This window comes from Myroides sp. LoEW2-1 (assembly GCF_009767705.1).
GTDB classification, from domain to species: domain Bacteria; phylum Bacteroidota; class Bacteroidia; order Flavobacteriales; family Flavobacteriaceae; genus Flavobacterium; species Flavobacterium album_A.
This window is the reverse complement of sequence record NZ_WSPP01000157.1, coordinates 1-15986: the sequence shown is the minus strand read 5'-3', so window position 1 is coordinate 15986 and position 15986 is coordinate 1. Positions and strand designations below refer to the sequence as shown.

Annotated in this window: 13 protein-coding genes; all 13 read left to right on the top strand. The window is 37.9% G+C overall.

Annotated elements, in window-relative coordinates:
• A partial coding sequence (locus tag GOQ24_RS09525; protein WP_160339571.1) for a T9SS type A sorting domain-containing protein occupies nt 1-1249 on the top strand: 1249 nt, incomplete at its 5' end.
• Between the two features lie 12 nt (nt 1250-1261).
• Nucleotides 1262-2092 (top strand): outer membrane beta-barrel protein, encoded by an 831-nt coding sequence (locus tag GOQ24_RS09520; protein WP_160339570.1) that lies wholly within the window; start codon nt 1262-1264, stop codon nt 2090-2092.
• A gap of 512 nt (nt 2093-2604) precedes the next feature.
• The gene (gene nagB, locus GOQ24_RS09515) at nt 2605-3408 is read left to right on the top strand and encodes a glucosamine-6-phosphate deaminase (protein ID WP_160339569.1); all 804 of its coding nucleotides are present in this window, start codon (nt 2605-2607) and stop codon (nt 3406-3408) included.
• Between the two features lie 35 nt (nt 3409-3443).
• Nucleotides 3444-4466: a UDP-glucose 4-epimerase GalE gene (gene galE, locus GOQ24_RS09510; protein WP_160339568.1), complete on the top strand. Its 1023-nt coding sequence runs from the start codon at nt 3444-3446 to the stop codon at nt 4464-4466.
• A 223-nt stretch (nt 4467-4689) separates the two neighbouring features.
• Nucleotides 4690-4860 (top strand): hypothetical protein, encoded by a 171-nt coding sequence (locus GOQ24_RS16480; RefSeq protein WP_166520734.1) that lies wholly within the window; start codon nt 4690-4692, stop codon nt 4858-4860.
• Nucleotides 4861-5033: 173 nt separating this feature from the next.
• Nucleotides 5034-5579, top strand: a complete 546-nt coding sequence (locus tag GOQ24_RS09505; RefSeq protein ID WP_160339567.1) for an RNA polymerase sigma factor — start codon at nt 5034-5036, stop codon at nt 5577-5579.
• A 106-nt stretch (nt 5580-5685) separates the two neighbouring features.
• Nucleotides 5686-6588 carry a FecR family protein gene (locus GOQ24_RS09500; protein ID WP_160339566.1) on the top strand — a complete coding sequence of 301 codons (903 nt, stop codon included), beginning with the start codon at nt 5686-5688 and terminating at the stop codon, nt 6586-6588.
• Nucleotides 6589-6599: 11 nt separating this feature from the next.
• Nucleotides 6600-9944: a SusC/RagA family TonB-linked outer membrane protein gene (locus GOQ24_RS09495; protein WP_160339565.1), complete on the top strand. Its 3345-nt coding sequence runs from the start codon at nt 6600-6602 to the stop codon at nt 9942-9944.
• A gap of 12 nt (nt 9945-9956) precedes the next feature.
• Nucleotides 9957-11219: a RagB/SusD family nutrient uptake outer membrane protein gene (locus GOQ24_RS09490; protein WP_160339564.1), complete on the top strand. Its 1263-nt coding sequence runs from the start codon at nt 9957-9959 to the stop codon at nt 11217-11219.
• Nucleotides 11219-12139 carry a phosphodiester glycosidase family protein gene (locus tag GOQ24_RS09485; RefSeq protein WP_160339563.1) on the top strand — a complete coding sequence of 307 codons (921 nt, stop codon included), beginning with the start codon at nt 11219-11221 and terminating at the stop codon, nt 12137-12139. Before GOQ24_RS09490 ends, GOQ24_RS09485 begins: the two co-directional genes overlap by 1 nt.
• Before the next feature lie 2 nt (nt 12140-12141).
• Complete coding sequence (locus GOQ24_RS09480) at nt 12142-13833, top strand: BACON domain-containing protein (RefSeq protein ID WP_160339562.1); 1692 nt, start codon at nt 12142-12144, stop codon at nt 13831-13833.
• A 107-nt stretch (nt 13834-13940) separates the two neighbouring features.
• Complete coding sequence (locus GOQ24_RS09475; protein ID WP_160339561.1) at nt 13941-14600, top strand: GDSL-type esterase/lipase family protein; 660 nt, start codon at nt 13941-13943, stop codon at nt 14598-14600.
• 193 nt (nt 14601-14793) lie between these two features.
• On the top strand, nt 14794-15888 hold the full coding sequence (locus tag GOQ24_RS09470) for a hypothetical protein (RefSeq protein WP_160339560.1): 1095 nt from the start codon (nt 14794-14796) through the stop codon (nt 15886-15888).
• Nucleotides 15889-15986 lie beyond the last annotated feature (98 nt).

Genomic DNA, 15986 nt, shown 5'->3' with positions numbered 1-15986 from the left:
AGCTGAGCTTATTGGAGTGGAGCTAAAAGACACTGTGTATCGATACGATGGTGAATTAAAGTCATTGGCTATTTCAGGAGATATAGATATAGTGACAGATGTGACATATTCAAATAACAGCCATAGCGATGTGGGTGAATATAAGGTAGAGGCAAAGGTCTTGGCTGGAGATAATTACCATCCTTTATCCCTTGAGGGGACACTTACTATAGAAAAAGCTGATCAAAGGATTGAATTTGAACAGATTCCTTTGATAGATTTAGACAAACAACAATCCGTTCTTTTAGTTAGCCATAGTGATTCGGGATTGAAAGTGAGCTATAGCGTTTCAAACCCCGATATCGCAACAGTGGATACCCAAGGGCTTGTGCAAATAAAAGACGTAGGTCAGGTGGAAATTACTGCAAATCAGCCAGGAAATCAAAATTATCTACCAGCGCAAGCTGTAAGTAGAACATTAGTAGTGACAAATAGTCAAGCGGATATTAGTGAGCTTAGTATTAACGGGAAACGCTATGTTAACCCTGAAAGTACAATTGTATATCGCATGGATTGTGATGATCTTTCCAAAGAGGTTCAATTAAGTATTGCAATCCCTCTGGGGGCGTCTGCCTCGGTTAGTGAAAACTTTGTGATTCACACGCCTAAAGCTGGGATATACAATCAAGATATTACCGTGGAGTCGCATAATAAACAAAAAATACGCAAGTATAGAATTGTCATTGAAAAACCATTTGCATTTAAAGATATTGTTATTGAGAAATTCGGCAATACTTTACTAGTTAACAATAATCCATCGACAAATGGAGGATATAAGTTTATTGCTTATCAGTGGTTTAAAAATGGCAAACTAATAGGGACAGAACAGGTCTATTCTGCAGGAAATAAAATTGATGATATTTTAGATGAGCATGCCGAGTACACAGTGGTATTGACAACGGATAAAAACGAGCAAATCAGCAGTTGTATCGGCGAGGTTACTTATCAACATAAAAACACAGTCACGCTCTATCCAAATCCTGTGTCCATAGGACAAGAGATGAATATTGTGTTTGATTATCCAGCGCAATTAATTAATAATGTCAAGGTAGAGGTATTTAGCGTTAGTGGCGCTTTGATTTACTCAACTGTTTTACATCAAAGAGATTCTGTATTGTCTCTTCCAATGCACATTCAATCAGGTAATTATTATTTGGTGATGTATATCGGAGATACAAAACAAGTAAAAACAATCATTGTCAAACCTTAAAAAAATAGAGATATGAATACAAAGATCTTATATAGTGTTTTGGTTGTTTTTATATCATGGACAACCCACGCACAAAAAATTACAGTAGAGGGAACCGGTTTTTTTATTCAACCAGCTAAGCATGAGGTTTCCAGTGAGAGAAGTTCTATGGGATATGCTTTTTCACTGGGATACGAGTACGATTTTTTACCGCAATGGAGCGTTAGTACTTCTATTGGCTATGCTAAGCAAAATTACCGTTTTTACCAAGCAAGAAATCAAGGAGGGTATAGTAAAGAAGATATAGAATCGGATAGTTTTGAGTTTAGCTATAAAACAAGTGGTTATTCAGAGAAGATTCACACCCAGAATCTTCGAATACCTTTAACGGTGCAATACCAAACAAAAGGGATACTGAGTTGGTATGTCAGTAGTGGAATGGCCTTTAGTATACCTCTTGCGAAGTCTGAGTCAACAATCAAAATAGACAAGGTTAGCACAAAGGGGTATTACCCCAAGTGGGATGCGCTATTAAGCGGGCCCGATTTTATGGGATTTGGTGAGTTTAATAAGGTTTCAGATACTGAAAAGTACTGGCTAAAAACCGGGTACTCTTGGCTGATCGAAACAGGGGTGAAGCAGCGTTTAAGTCATGATAGTCACCTTTACATAGGCGTGTATTTTGAATTGGGATTAAATGATATTCGCCCTAAGGGAAAGGCTGATAACTTTGCAGTTATCCATGGAAACGACCTTGCAAAACCACTTGAGTATTCGTCTGTTTGGTCAGATGAGCGATTCAAGGATCGAAATTTTAAAAATAAAATGATTGGTCTTAAATTGCGTTATGCTTTTAGCTTGTAATAGGGCAAATTATTGAAAGTACCAGTAATGAAATTATTAATGTCTACATAACCAAAATTTCACCGTTATCAAATAGGGCGTGTTAATGTGAAATTATATCTCTGAACCCATTTAAAAAATCATACTTTAGTATGCTTGGTGTTCAGAGATATTTTTTTTGAGCTACTTTTTTTTAGGCTTATTGTCAATGGAGTAGTCATGCGGTTTAAGGCTCTGTAAACCGGGTGTTGTTGCTTCTTTTTTACAGCGATAATTAGTAGATTCTGTTTATGATAAAATTATCAGAACTAAGAATTTTTTTGTACTTTTGAAAGAGCTGAGTAAATGCGTTATTTGTAGCAGGTAATAACTGCTGGTTTGCCTCAGTTTTTTGTAGTCTTCACTAAAAATGTGCAGGTACAAAGTCAATTACACCTTACTTTTGAGTTAAAACAACAAACAACAACTTTAAGTTGTTTTTTGTTGTTTTGGCTATTTTAGTATAGAGAGAAAAAAAGTAGTAAAAGAATTAAATGAAAGAATTGTTGAAATCCATTGATCTGGTAAGTGATAAAGAAAAGGCAATCAAGATTTATGAGAATCAAGAAATAGCTTCGGCTTATGTGGCCAATCGCATCGCTTCGGTTATTGTTACTAAACAAGAACAAGGTCAAAAGGCTATATTGGGGTTAGCTACCGGATCCACTCCCAAGGGGGTTTATAAAGAGCTTGTGCGCTTGCACAAGTATGAAGGACTCAGTTTTCAGAACGTTGTCACGTTTAACCTAGATGAGTACTATCCCATGCATCCAGTGGAGGAACAGAGTTATGTGTCGTTTATGAAATCTAACCTGTTTAACTATATTGATATTCCAAAACAAAATATTCATATCCCCGATGGAACGCTTTCCATGGAAGCAATACACGCCTACTGTGATTTATATGAAAAGAAGATTGCTGATTTTGGCGGCTTAGATATGCAGTTATTAGGCATTGGGCGCACCGGGCACATCGGCTTTAACGAGCCTGGCTCAGCGGATTGTTCTAAAACCAGATTAGTTACCTTAAATGACTTGACAAGGGAGGATGCCTCAGGGGATTTTGGCGGTAAGGAGAAAGTGCCTGCTCAAGCAATCACTATGGGGATACAAACCATTACCCAAGCCAAGGAGATTATCTTAATGGCCCTGTCTCAGCGCAAGGCGGAGATTATCCAAAAAGCCTTAAAAGGCGCTATCTCGGCGGATATTCCAGCAACTTATTTGCAAAAGTTGGCCCATGTCGAGTACATCTTAGACAAAGCAGCGGCCAGTTTATTAGACAAAGGCAATAATTAGAATTAGAACAAAATTCAATTTAGATAAAAAATAGAATGAAGATAGTTGTTACAGGCGGACTTGGCTTTATTGGTTCTCATACAGTGGTAGAATTGCAAAAACAAGGCTATGAGGTAGTGATTTTAGATGATTTGTCAAATGCTTCACTTAGTGTATTAGACGGAATCTTTGCCATCACTGGTAAAATGCCAGAATTTGTAAAACTCGATTTAAGAGATAAAGCCTTAGTACTTGATTTTTTTAATACTCGTCAAAGTCAGATTGATGGAGTCATACACTTTGCTGCGTCCAAAGCAGTGGGAGAGAGTATGCAAAAGCCGTTGATGTACTATGAGAACAACTTCTTTTCTCTTATCAACTTACTTAGCGGCATGCAAGAATACGGTTTAGACAAGCTAATATTTAGCTCTTCTTGCACCGTATATGGACAAGCTCAGGTGATGCCAATTTCGGAAAACGAGTCTATTAAGACTGCTTTGTCTCCTTATGGAAATACCAAACAAGTGGGAGAGGAGATTATTGAAGATTTAGCTAAGATATACCCTTTACAAGGTATTTTGTTGCGTTATTTTAACCCCATAGGAGCCCATGAATCAGCTATGATAGGGGAGTCGCCTTTAGGGGTTCCTTATAACTTAATTCCTTATATCACGCAGACTGCAGTTGGAATTCGCGAGTTTTTATCCATTTATGGAGACGATTACAATACACCTGATGGTACATGTGTTAGGGACTATATCCATGTGGTTGACTTAGCAGATGCGCACGTTCGCGCATTAAAGCGACTTCTAAATAAGGAGAATACTCAGCAAATTGAAGCATTTAATGTTGGAAATGGGCAAGGATATTCAGTGTTAGAGTTAGTTCATTCCTTTGAGAGAGTAAGCGGTATAAAACTCAATTATAAAATTGTCAATCGCAGAGCAGGAGATGTGGATATGGCATGGGCCGATAATACAAAAGCAAGAGAAGTATTGGGATGGAAACCAACAAAGACTCTAGACGATATGCTCTTTAGTGCTTGGGCATGGGAGAAGAAAGCCAGAGGATTGAATTAACTCGAAGAGCTTATATATAACAAAAAGGTGTATGACTAGACAAGGTTTATACACCTTTTTTGTTTTTATAGGCAGTTGCTGTTTTGTAGTAAAGTCGATAGCAAAACTAAGGAGGTGGTTAACTGTAAAAAAAGTAAATTTCTTTTTCTTACTTGTTAACCTTGGCCATGTTTTTGCTTATGTAGAAATATAGTTGCATTTTGCAGGGTATAAAATTTAGATTATGAAACTACTGGGTTGGGTAATTATTCTTTTTAGCATTATATTTTTGGGCATCAGCATTGGCGGTATTGGACAGGATCTCCCACAAGAGGGATTTGTCTTAGGGGCTTTTGTGGGTATTGTCTTAGGCGCTTACCTAATCTATAAGGGTAGGGGCAGTGGCAAACTGTAAACTTTCGCATTGCAAAAGGGGTTGTTTTTTGAAAATGGCTTCTTAATGTAACTACTTTCTACGGATGGTTAAATTAAAATCAACTTAACCATGGTTTAATATTTACTTAATATACATCCTAATTATTACACCTACTTTTATCCAAATCTATTAACTAACACTGCGTTTTAATTATGGATAGAAATAAATGGGTTCAAACCAATTACGATTTGTATTGGGATATCTTGTATCGGTATGCCTATAATCTCACAAGAGAACACGACACAGCCAGTGATATAGTACAAGACGTATTTATAGCTATATGGAGTAAATATGATGAATTAACCATAGATAAACCCAAAGCTTATCTGCTAAGCTCTGTCAAGTATAAAAGTCTGTACTACATTAAAAATAGGCCTTTAAATACACTGCAATTAGAAACAGTGTTCCATGTGCTATCAGAGAATGACCTTTTGAGTGAACAAGAACAAGAGGTTTTTCAAAGTCAACTCTTAGATCTAATCTACTCTAAGGCTCAAGAGGTGTTGCCTCTGCGTTGTTTTGAAGTTTTCCACTTGAGATTTTATCAACACTATTCTTATAAAGAAATTGCCAATCGGCTTAGTATTTCGGAAAGTACAGTGGAGAATCACATTTCCAAATCCCTTAAGATTCTCCGTGTTAATTTACCTACTTCTATTTCCCTGCCTATTTTGTGCGTAATCTTGTCTTTTCATTAACCTTGTGGTAACATTGATAATGGATTTGTTATCAATTGGTTAACTCTGTGGTTTTGTGTAGGGGGAAATCCACTTGTGCTACTCTTTAGAGTATAAAGCAAGTGTAATGGAAAAGAGATTTAAGCAAATCACAACAGATTATTTAGAAGGGAAAAGCGATCAAACTCAGGATAAAGTCATTGAGGACTTTATCAGTAAAATGAATCAAGGGGGGATTTCTTTAGAGGAAGTCACATCTGATAAAAAACGCAAAGCAAAAATCTACAATGCGATTTTATCCAAGACTAAAGTAAGGAGCAAGTCCTCTAAAGGCTTTTATCAGTTTGCCCTTGTAGGGGTTCTTATGATGGCCTCTGCTTTGTTCTACTTTTTATCCTCTTCAGTTGATTCTACCCACATTTATGAGACGACTTCCGCAGAGAGAACAATCATTCTCTCTGATCAAACCAAGGTAACTTTGTCTGCACATTCAAAAATAGTGGTAGATAAGGACTATAATCACGCTAACCGGCAAGTTTCCTTACAGGGTAAAGCCTTCTTTAACGTGACTCCCAATAAAAAGCTCGCTTTTATAGTTACTACTCGCGATTTGCAAACCAAGGTATTGGGAACGAGTTTTACTGTAGATGAACAAACAACGACAAGTCTTGTCGATGTTCAAAGTGGTAAGGTTCAAGTAATGGCTACTAACAGCGAGGAATTTGTGATTTTACAGCAGAACCAAAAAGCCTATTATCACAATAGCAAACTACTAAAAAAAGACGCATCTAATCAGATTATATCTTCTTTGAATCAGGCAATGAATATGAAAAATGCCTCTTTTGAGTTTTGGAGTCTTGCTCTACAAGAGGAGTTTGATGTGGTGATTGAGTCAAGTAACAACAAGTTGAAGCACATAAAGATAACAGGTGACTATAGAAACAGTAGCCTAAGCGACATTCTCAATAGCTTCTGCTTTATTCACAACTTGACCTATCAGATAAACGGTAAAACAGTAACTATTAAATAATTCTATAAATTATGTTTACAAAAACTGGCTTTAAGTCGAAAACGCGATTGTATGTAGCCTGTTGTATCTTGCTGTATTCTCAGGAGCACTATGCGCAGCAAAGGCAACACCAAGCAAGTGATCAGCATCTTGAATCAATTGAGCTAATTCAAGGAAGCGTGTCGATTGCCTCTTTATTTGAGCAAATAGAAGCTCAAACAGGTTATAAGATAGCTTTTTCTTCGGCTTTAGATCCTCAGGGAACTATTGTGATTGACAAGAAGAATATTGGGGTAACCGAGTTGTTGAACAAAATAAGTCAGGCTACCCAGACTCAGTATCAGATCAATAGCAGCTTAATTTCTTTTAAGAAACAAGCGAAGCAGCAAGACGTGCAAGTAGCTGTAGCTTCTATTGGGGGTAAAGTGCTTGATGAAAACGGATTAGGGCTCCCAGGGGTAGTTGTGCAAGTCAAGGGAAACAGCGAAAGTACCTTTACCGATATTGATGGGAATTACACTATTCAAGCGCTCAAGGGAAAGGATCAGTTAGAGTTTACATTTATGGGATACAAGCCCAAGAGTATTGTAGCTCAAAGCAATAGTATTACTTCCTTAGAACAATCCTATAGTGAGTTAGATGAAATCATCGTAGTGGGGTACGGAACCCAAGAAAAGCGAACCCTAACTACGGCAATTGAAAAGCTCAGTGTATCTTCAGAGGATATGCGACAAATAGCTTCTCCTGTGGAACTTCTACAAGGGAAAATGGCTGGGGTAAGTATAAATACAAGTTCGGGTAACTTGGGTACTGGAGAAAGGGTTTCTATTCGTGGGATATCCTCTATTAGTGCAAGTAATGAACCCTTGTATGTGGTAGACGGTATACCTCTTTATAATCCCTCTGCCGAATTGTTCAACAAAGGCGAGGCGATGAGCTCGTTAACTACGTTAAATACAAATGATATTGAATCTATTGAGGTTTTAAAAGATGCAGCAGCTGCTTCTATCTACGGTTCAAGAGCCAATAACGGGGTTATTATCATAACTACTAAAAAGGGAAAGAAGAACAGCAGTAGTGTCAAGTTTAATTTTAATACGGGGATTTCTGAGTTTGCCAACAAGAATAAAATTAAGATTTCCAACTCAAAGATGTTTGTGTCTCAGTATAACGAAGCTGCTGATAACTACAATACGCAATATGGCTTAACGGTTGGAGATAATGATTATAAAACCCATATATACAACCCTTTTGGCAACTTGCCTGATACTAATTGGTTAGATGTAATCACCCAAAGAGGGAGTTTTCTAAATGCTGATTTGTCTTTTTCAGGGGGATCTGATAAGACAATCTACTATATAGGCGGTACTTATATGCAGCAAGAAGGAGTCATTAAGACCAATAGCATGAAAAAGTACAATTTAAATACCAAATTAGAAACACAGGTGACCCCTTGGCTTACAATAGGAACAAACAATAATTTGGCCTATGTCAAGAATAACCAAGTTCCGGGTCCTAATCTTGGAACAACAATTGTAGCCAGAGCAATCGAACAGCGCCCTTTCGACCGCCCTTATAAACCTAATGGAGAGTACTATATCGGGGGAACAGAGGAGTTGACCCGTCACAATCCCGTACAGATATTAAATGAGCAAGAGGCTTATCTCGATATGTATCGCTATATCGGAAATCTGTATGCAAGCATTAACTTCACTCCTGAGTTATCGTTTAAGAACAGTTTGAATACAGATTATAACTATACTTATGATTATTTGTATTACAACGAGAAACACCCTTATGGAACAGGGGTGGGAAGACTTGTCGATTCTAAGCGAACGATAACGAATATAGAAACTGAAAACGTACTTACATATTCTAATGTTTTTAATGATTTTGGAGTTACGGCAATGCTTGGGCATAGCTTTCAAAAAGTGAGTAATAATACCACGGGAATTGACGCAAGGGGCTTTCCTTCCGCTTCCTTTGATGTGGTTAATGTTGCCTCAGAAATAAAAGGAGCTACAGGATATGTTACTGATTATGCCATGGAATCCTATTTCTCAAGAGTGAACCTCGATTATATGAGCAAGTATATGTTGAGCGCTTCGATTCGTACCGATGGATCTTCTAAGTTCGCTCCAGATACGCGTTGGGGATGGTTTCCCTCAATATCTGTAGGTTGGAATATCGATAGAGAGGACTTTATGAAACAGCTTGATATGGGAGCTAAAGTTAGATTGAGTTATGGTAGTACAGGAAACCAAGAAGGTATTAGCAACTATGGTTATCAAGCTTTACTCTCGGGTGGAAATGATTACGGATTAGAGAGTGGAATAGCAGTGTCCAGTTTTGGAAATTCAAAGCTTACTTGGGAAAAAGCCAATCAAGTTAACCTGGGGTTTGACTTGTCTTTCTTTCAAAGACGCCTTTCTCTGACTGTGGATATGTACAAAAAGACAACCAATAACTTATTGTATTCTATGCCTATTCACGCCACATCGGGAATGTCGAGTATTTTGACCAATATCGGTTCAATGCAGAATAAGGGAATTGAGATTTCCCTGGGAACGGATCTTGACTTAGGAGCAGTGAATTGGCGTTCAAACTTTAATATTGCTACCAACAAGAATAAAATTACTCAGTTAATAGACAATAATGGAGAGCCTTTGTCAATAGGAGGAAATAGAGCCTTGCAGGTTGGTAAAGATATTGGGGCTTTCTACTTGTTTGTACAAGAAGGTATCTATCAGTACGATGGTGAGGTACCACAAGAGCAGTATGAAAGAGGTGTTAGAGCTGGAGATGTCAAATGGAGAGATGTAGATGGAAATAACATTATCAATGACAATGATAGGCAAGTAATAGGCAGTTCAAATCCCAAGTTCTTTGGAGGATGGAACAATAGCTTTTCTTATAAAGGCTTTCAATTAGATATCTTAAGTACGTTCTCTTATGGCAACGATGTTTATGCCAATTGGAAAAGTACCGTATTGGGTAGGTTGGGTGATAGAATGCCTGTGCTTGAAACTTACTACAACAATCGCTGGACGCATCCAGGTAGTACTAATAAGTATCCAAGGGCGATTATGGGAGATACAAATAACAATAAAAACTCGGATAGATGGCTTGAGGATGGTTCGTTCTTTAAGATTCAATCCGTTACTCTTGGGTATAACTTTGACGCAAAAGTATTGGAGAAGATTCACCTGAGTGGGTTACGCGTCTATGTACAGGCAACTAATTTGCTGCTGTTGACAAAGTATTCTGGTTGGGACCCAAGTGTTAGTCCGAGCTTAGATGCGAGATTTTATGGAAATGACGCCCTTGGAGTACCCCCAACAAGAAATGTATCTGTAGGGGTTAATGTAAATTTTTAAACGATTAGACAAATGAAAAAACTACTTATAGCTGTACTATGTCTTAGCTTATTTGGATGTAGTAAAGAATTAGACCTATATCCTCGTACGGGCTTGGCACCTGAGGAAATTAAACCAAGTGATTTACCTGCCTTAGAACGTGGGATGTATAATAATGTGCAGAATGATCCCAAGAGAGAATCGTGGATCATCTTTGATATTGTCGGTGGAAATGTACAAGGATCAACTACGACAAGTAAAGACGTTATCAATAATACGCTAAATCCCTTGAATGGCTTAATGGTCAATAGTTGGAAAGGGTATTACAGTGCTTTGTATCAGGTAAACAACGTATTGGAAATCACCCAGTCGCTACCGATAGATGCAAATGTGTCTCGCGTACAGGGAACGGCTCATTACTTTAGAGCTTATATCTTCTATAGTCTTGTAACAAGGTGGGGAGATGTACCAGTAATGACCAAAAACTCAATGGAGAAACCTGGTCGTACGCCTCAAGTACAAGTGTGGGAGCAGATAGAAAGCGATCTTGATTCGGCCATTAGTTTACTTGGCAATGCGAAGAACTACTATTACGTATCTAAAGATGCTGCTTTAGCTTTGAAAGCCAGAGTGATGCTATCTCAAAATAAGATGGATCAAGCGGCTGAAATTGCGGAAGGACTGATTACAAGTGGAAAGTATGCCTTAGATGGGTTTGAGAAAATATTCAGAAAGCAAAGTAATACAGAGGTGATTTTTGCCTTTGAAAACTTATCTTCAGAGTCTTCCAATACAATTAGTACGCTTTTCTATAATTATGGACATCCCAACAAGGGAAGTTATGTCTATGCTCCGTCAAAAGAAATCCTTTCTCTTATCACTGAACAAGACAAAAGACGCGATATCTCATTTATAAATGTGGGAGGACAAGATTGTATTAATAAATACCCAAGTGGGCAAACGGGAACTGATCCTGTGATTATCTCTCGTATCGCCGAAATGTACTTAATCAGTGCCGAGGCTTCTCCGCTGAATGTAGGGGTGAAAAGGTTAAACGAGCTCAGAGCAAAAAGAGGTCTTGACCCCGTACAGCCTTCAAGTAAAGCGCAAATGCTCGAGATGGTTTTACTCGAGAGAAGAAAAGAACTTATGGCTGAGGGATTTGCTTACTACGACTATGTGAGAACCCAAACTGCTCAAGAAAACTTAAACTTATTAGACTATCAACACCTCTTTCCGATTCCTGGGGGAGAGTTACAATTAAATGAAAACTTAACACCTAATCCTGGTTACTAATGAAAGCAATTAAATTTTTATTATTTACTCTATTCATCAGTTTACAAGTATCTTGTCAAACTACATCAGATGATAACTATACAACTTATAAGGCAGTCGCTAAAACCGATAGAGCAAAGCAGCTAATTGAGAATACCAATTTAGTAGCTCAGGTTTTCAAAGACTCAACCTATACTTTGACTGAAGGAGTGGTTGTTCACGAGTTTGATTATTTGTCGCAAAAAGGCTTGGCGATGAAGACATTCGTTTATGATATAGACCTGAATAGACCCGATGTCTCTGTGGTTGCTTCCCTGCCAGATAATCAACCAAAGTTTGCGATGCAACCGATGACGGCACAAGCCACTGCGCTTTTGAACACTAAGTTTGATGTCATTGGCGGTGTCAATGGCGATTTTTACGATATGACTACGGGCGTTCCAAGAGGAGTCTTTGTATTTAATGGTATGGTACTAAAGGATACGTATATCGATAGAAATGAAGGTTTCTTGGCGGTGGATAAGAATAATAAGGTCTATCTGCAGGATATAAAATTGTTTAAAGAAAATAAAGATAACTATCAACATGTTGTCTCTGGTGGTGTATGGCTTGTTAAAGACGCTGAGCTTGTCAAGCAAAGTGATGAGACTGTGCACCCGAGAACGGCAATTGGGACAACCAAAGACAATCACCTTTTGTTGATGGTAGTGGACGGGAGAAATTATACTTGGTCAAACGGAATGGATTACACTGATTTAGGTGTGTTTATGAAAGCTATTGGCGCGGAGCAAGCACTTAATTTTGACGGCGGAGGAAGTTCTACTTTCTTTATCAATCCCAACGGAAATGCAAATGAATTTTTGATTAGAAATTTACCAGCTGACAACGGTGGAAAAGAAAGAGCTGTGGCTAATGGAGTGATTATCACAAAAGCAAAATAGAGATGGAGAAAGGTATAAAACAATTGATCTTACCGTGGATAGTAGCGGTCTTTAGTCTGTTTGTCGTAAGTTGTAGTCAGGATGATTCTATGGGAGGTTTTGCTGTGGACACACCTGAGTTAAAAATAGATCAAAGTCAGTTTTCAGTAGATAAAAACAGCGGAGAAATCCAAGTGAATATTCAAGCTAATCTTCCTTGGAGGCTCCAAGCCAATCAGAGCTGGGTGACACCAAGTGTCGAGCAAGGAGAGAAGGGGAGTCACACGGTGAAGCTTGCCTACACGAGAAATACTTCTTTGGAAGCCAGAACGGCAGAGGTAGTTGTTTGGATTTCGGATCAAAGTAAACAAACAATTGAACTTGTTCAAGGGCAAGCGACATTAGAAGATACGTATAATAACTATTATGTCAGTGAACAAGGTAGTGGAGATGGAAGTAGCTGGCAAGAGGCAACCAGTCTGTCAAAAGCCCTTGAGTTGGCAGTGAATCAAAATGATGTCATTCACATCGAAATGGGTGAATATCATCCCGATGCAAATGCGCTGATTGACAGTGAGCAAAAAAAGGATTATACTTTCTTGATTCAAGCCAATATAAAATTGATAGGTGGTTATCCTAAGAATGCTACTAAAGAGAGCAAGCCTTCTGTTGAGAACAAAACTATTCTATCGGGTAGTGATTCAAGTGTACACGTGGTGAGTGTGATAGCGCCAAAGGTAAATGGCCTTCAGGTTGTGTTAGAAAATTTAACGATCACCAAAGGCTTGGGAGATCAAGCAAGTAGTAAAGTGAATATTAATGGATTTGACTTGCCAAGAGATCACGGAGCTGGGCTTATTGTCATGCAGTCCAATCTGGTCTTAGAACACTGTGAGGTTGTTTACAATAATTCAGGAAGACACGCTGCGGGTATCTACATTGCCCAAGATAGCAATGTGGTTGTGAATCATTCTAAAGTAAATCACAATACGGGAAGTAACGCAAACTCTAATGCTGGTGGAATATTTGTAAGTGCTTCGAAACTGCATATGAATTTTAGCGAGGTGTCATTCAACCAAGCAGGAGGAGTATCTGGAGGTATACAGTCTTTGAATTACGCGGAGGTGAACCTTGTCAATACTATTGTCAGCAATAATAAAGCAAGAGCTAATGGGGGAGGATTCTACCATAGAGGTGGTTCTAAATCGCTGATTGTCAATTCATATTTTTACAATAATGAAGTGACTGATGGTCCGGGTGGAGCAATCTCTAATCACGATGCAACAAGCATGCATATGATCAGTAGTACTATTTATGCAAATAGTTCTTCAAAAGACTTCTCAGGTGTGAATAATCAAAATGGCAACAGTATCTATATGTATAACAGTTTGCTGTTTGATAACTACAGTGCAAATGGCAATATACAAGTGAATCCTCAAGGGGAATTGGTCATTAGTAAATCTGCGGTCGTTAACAAAGTCTACGATCAAAAAGGAGGTCAAGTGGCACTGTTTGAAGCTTTGGATTTGAATACTACTGATCCTCTAAAAGTGAGACCTGCTTCAGAGAAGAGTCCTATTGCTAATTTTGGATTTGAATTGGCAGAACTTACTGAGCTTAAGCAAAGCTTGCAAATAGACACTCAGGCTATTGAACTTGATTTAGATAATCAATCCAGAGATGGTAAGAAGAGTATAGGAGCATTTGCTCTGTGATAAAAATATAATAGTTTGGTTGTGTTAAACTATGCTAAGGCGCTTAGGAAAGTTGTTTTCTTAAGCGCTTTTAAATTTGAAATAATTGAATCGTAAAAAATAGTAAGATGAATATAAAGTGTATTGTGTTTTGTTGTCTTTTTTTCTGTAGTACGCTCGTCGCTCAACAAATCGATAAGACGAATTTTAGTTACAAGTACTACCATATGGTAGATATCTTTAACCACATGGCCAATAGTGAGAATGAGATTGTCTTTTTGGGAGATAGCATCACGGAGCAAGGACCTTGGTATGAACTTTTTCGTGGTTTAGATTATCCTGTGGTGAACAGAGGAATATCAGGAGATACAACTGATGGGGTGTTATTTAGGTTAGGGGAAGTTGTCGAGTCCAAGCCTAAAGTGATTTTTTTGTTAATAGGGACTAATGATATTTATTACAAGCGATCTGTGGATTATATTGTCAGTAGGATTGAACAAATAGTCAGTGTTATAAAAGCAAATAGCCCTACTTCTCAAATCGTTTTGCAGAGTATACTTCCTACTTACAAAAGAACAGAACGTCCTTTAGATACTATCAAAAAGATAAACAAGCAGCTTAGAGTTTTGGCGAAAAATGAGCATATCGAGTATTTAGATCTCTTTCCTTTTTTCTTGAATAATGAGGGAAAGCAGTTAAATGAAGACTATTCGCTGGATGGTTTACACTTGAATGCAAAGGGCTATGCGCTGTGGGTAGATTTAATAAAGAAGGAATCTTTGCTATAGAACACTTTTTTTATGGGAAGTTTGTCTTGGATAAAGAATTTATTATGAACTCATTATTATTTCTTTTGCCAATGACTGGCTTTGTGATTTTTACTTGTATTCTTTGATTTGTTAATTATTAATTAAAATTTAACTATGTTTGGAGTTCCAAAAAACAAAAGGTTATTTAATAATTAATTAAAGTAAGAGTATTATGAAGAAAGTATGTTTTCTTTTTGCATTTTTATTAGTATTGTCATCGTGTAGTAGTGATGATAATACAACAACACCTGTAGAGGGTGAAGATGTACAAGTAAAGAGTAGGCTTGTAATAAGTGCAACAGCTACCGATGTTACAGTAGGGGAAGTAGTTGAGTTTACTGCCAAAGACAAGAGCGGTGCTGTAGTGGAAGATGCAAAGTTTGTGGTCAATAGCAGTAGTATTTCTGCTAAACACGCCTTTGACAAAGCTGGTCAGTATGCGGTAAGTGCTATCCACAAAGATTTTGCTGGGAGTAATGAAGTAGTGATTAACGTTGGTAAGGCTACTTTAGAGTTGAGGTTAAGTCACAAGGAAGTGACAGAGGGCGAAACGGTTACTTTTCAGGTTTTCAAAGGAGAAGAGGAGCTTAGTAGTGGGGTGAAGATATATGAAGTAGGTAGCGAGAAGGCATTGGAGCAAATGACTTATGTCGCTAGAACACCTGGTCAGGTTTCTTTCGTGGCTAAAGGAGAAGGGTTTACAGATTCAAATCAGGTTTCTTTAATTGTTTTAGAGGACAAGACACCTTACCAAGATACTTTAGTATTAAGTGGAGATGCTTTTGAGATTGATGCGGTTAGTTTTGATTTTGATGTTAAAGAAGTAAATGGTAAGAATGTTGGGACTGTCAAGAAAACAACTGATGGCGCCTATGCAAATCAATATACTTTGATCATCAGAAACAAGGCTAATGACAAGGCAGGTAGAAGTTTTATATTTGTCGATATCTGGGTAATTAACCCCACGATTAAGGTCAATAGCGATGGAGAGGTGACTGATTATGGAAAACGCGTATTACCGACAAACGACAATACGATAGTGCGCTCGGTGTATTCCTCTATCAAGGGATATGAAGTAAGCGATACTTTTAACAAGCTTCACGAGTCAGAGCTTAAAATCAGAAAATTTGAGGTAAAGGAATTAGATGCTAAAGCAAGAGCAGATGGAGAGACAGAGTTGATGTTTAACTACGAGTCTTTGGATGGGGCATTCAAACTGGAGTTTAAATACAACGGTGAGATGTATGTGAAAGATTATAAAAATTAATGACCTGAAAGTTAATTTTATGCAATGTTTTTTTTGTGAAAAGCACAATTATAAAATAAAAAAAGATGCCCACAAATTGTGGAACATCTTTTAAACAC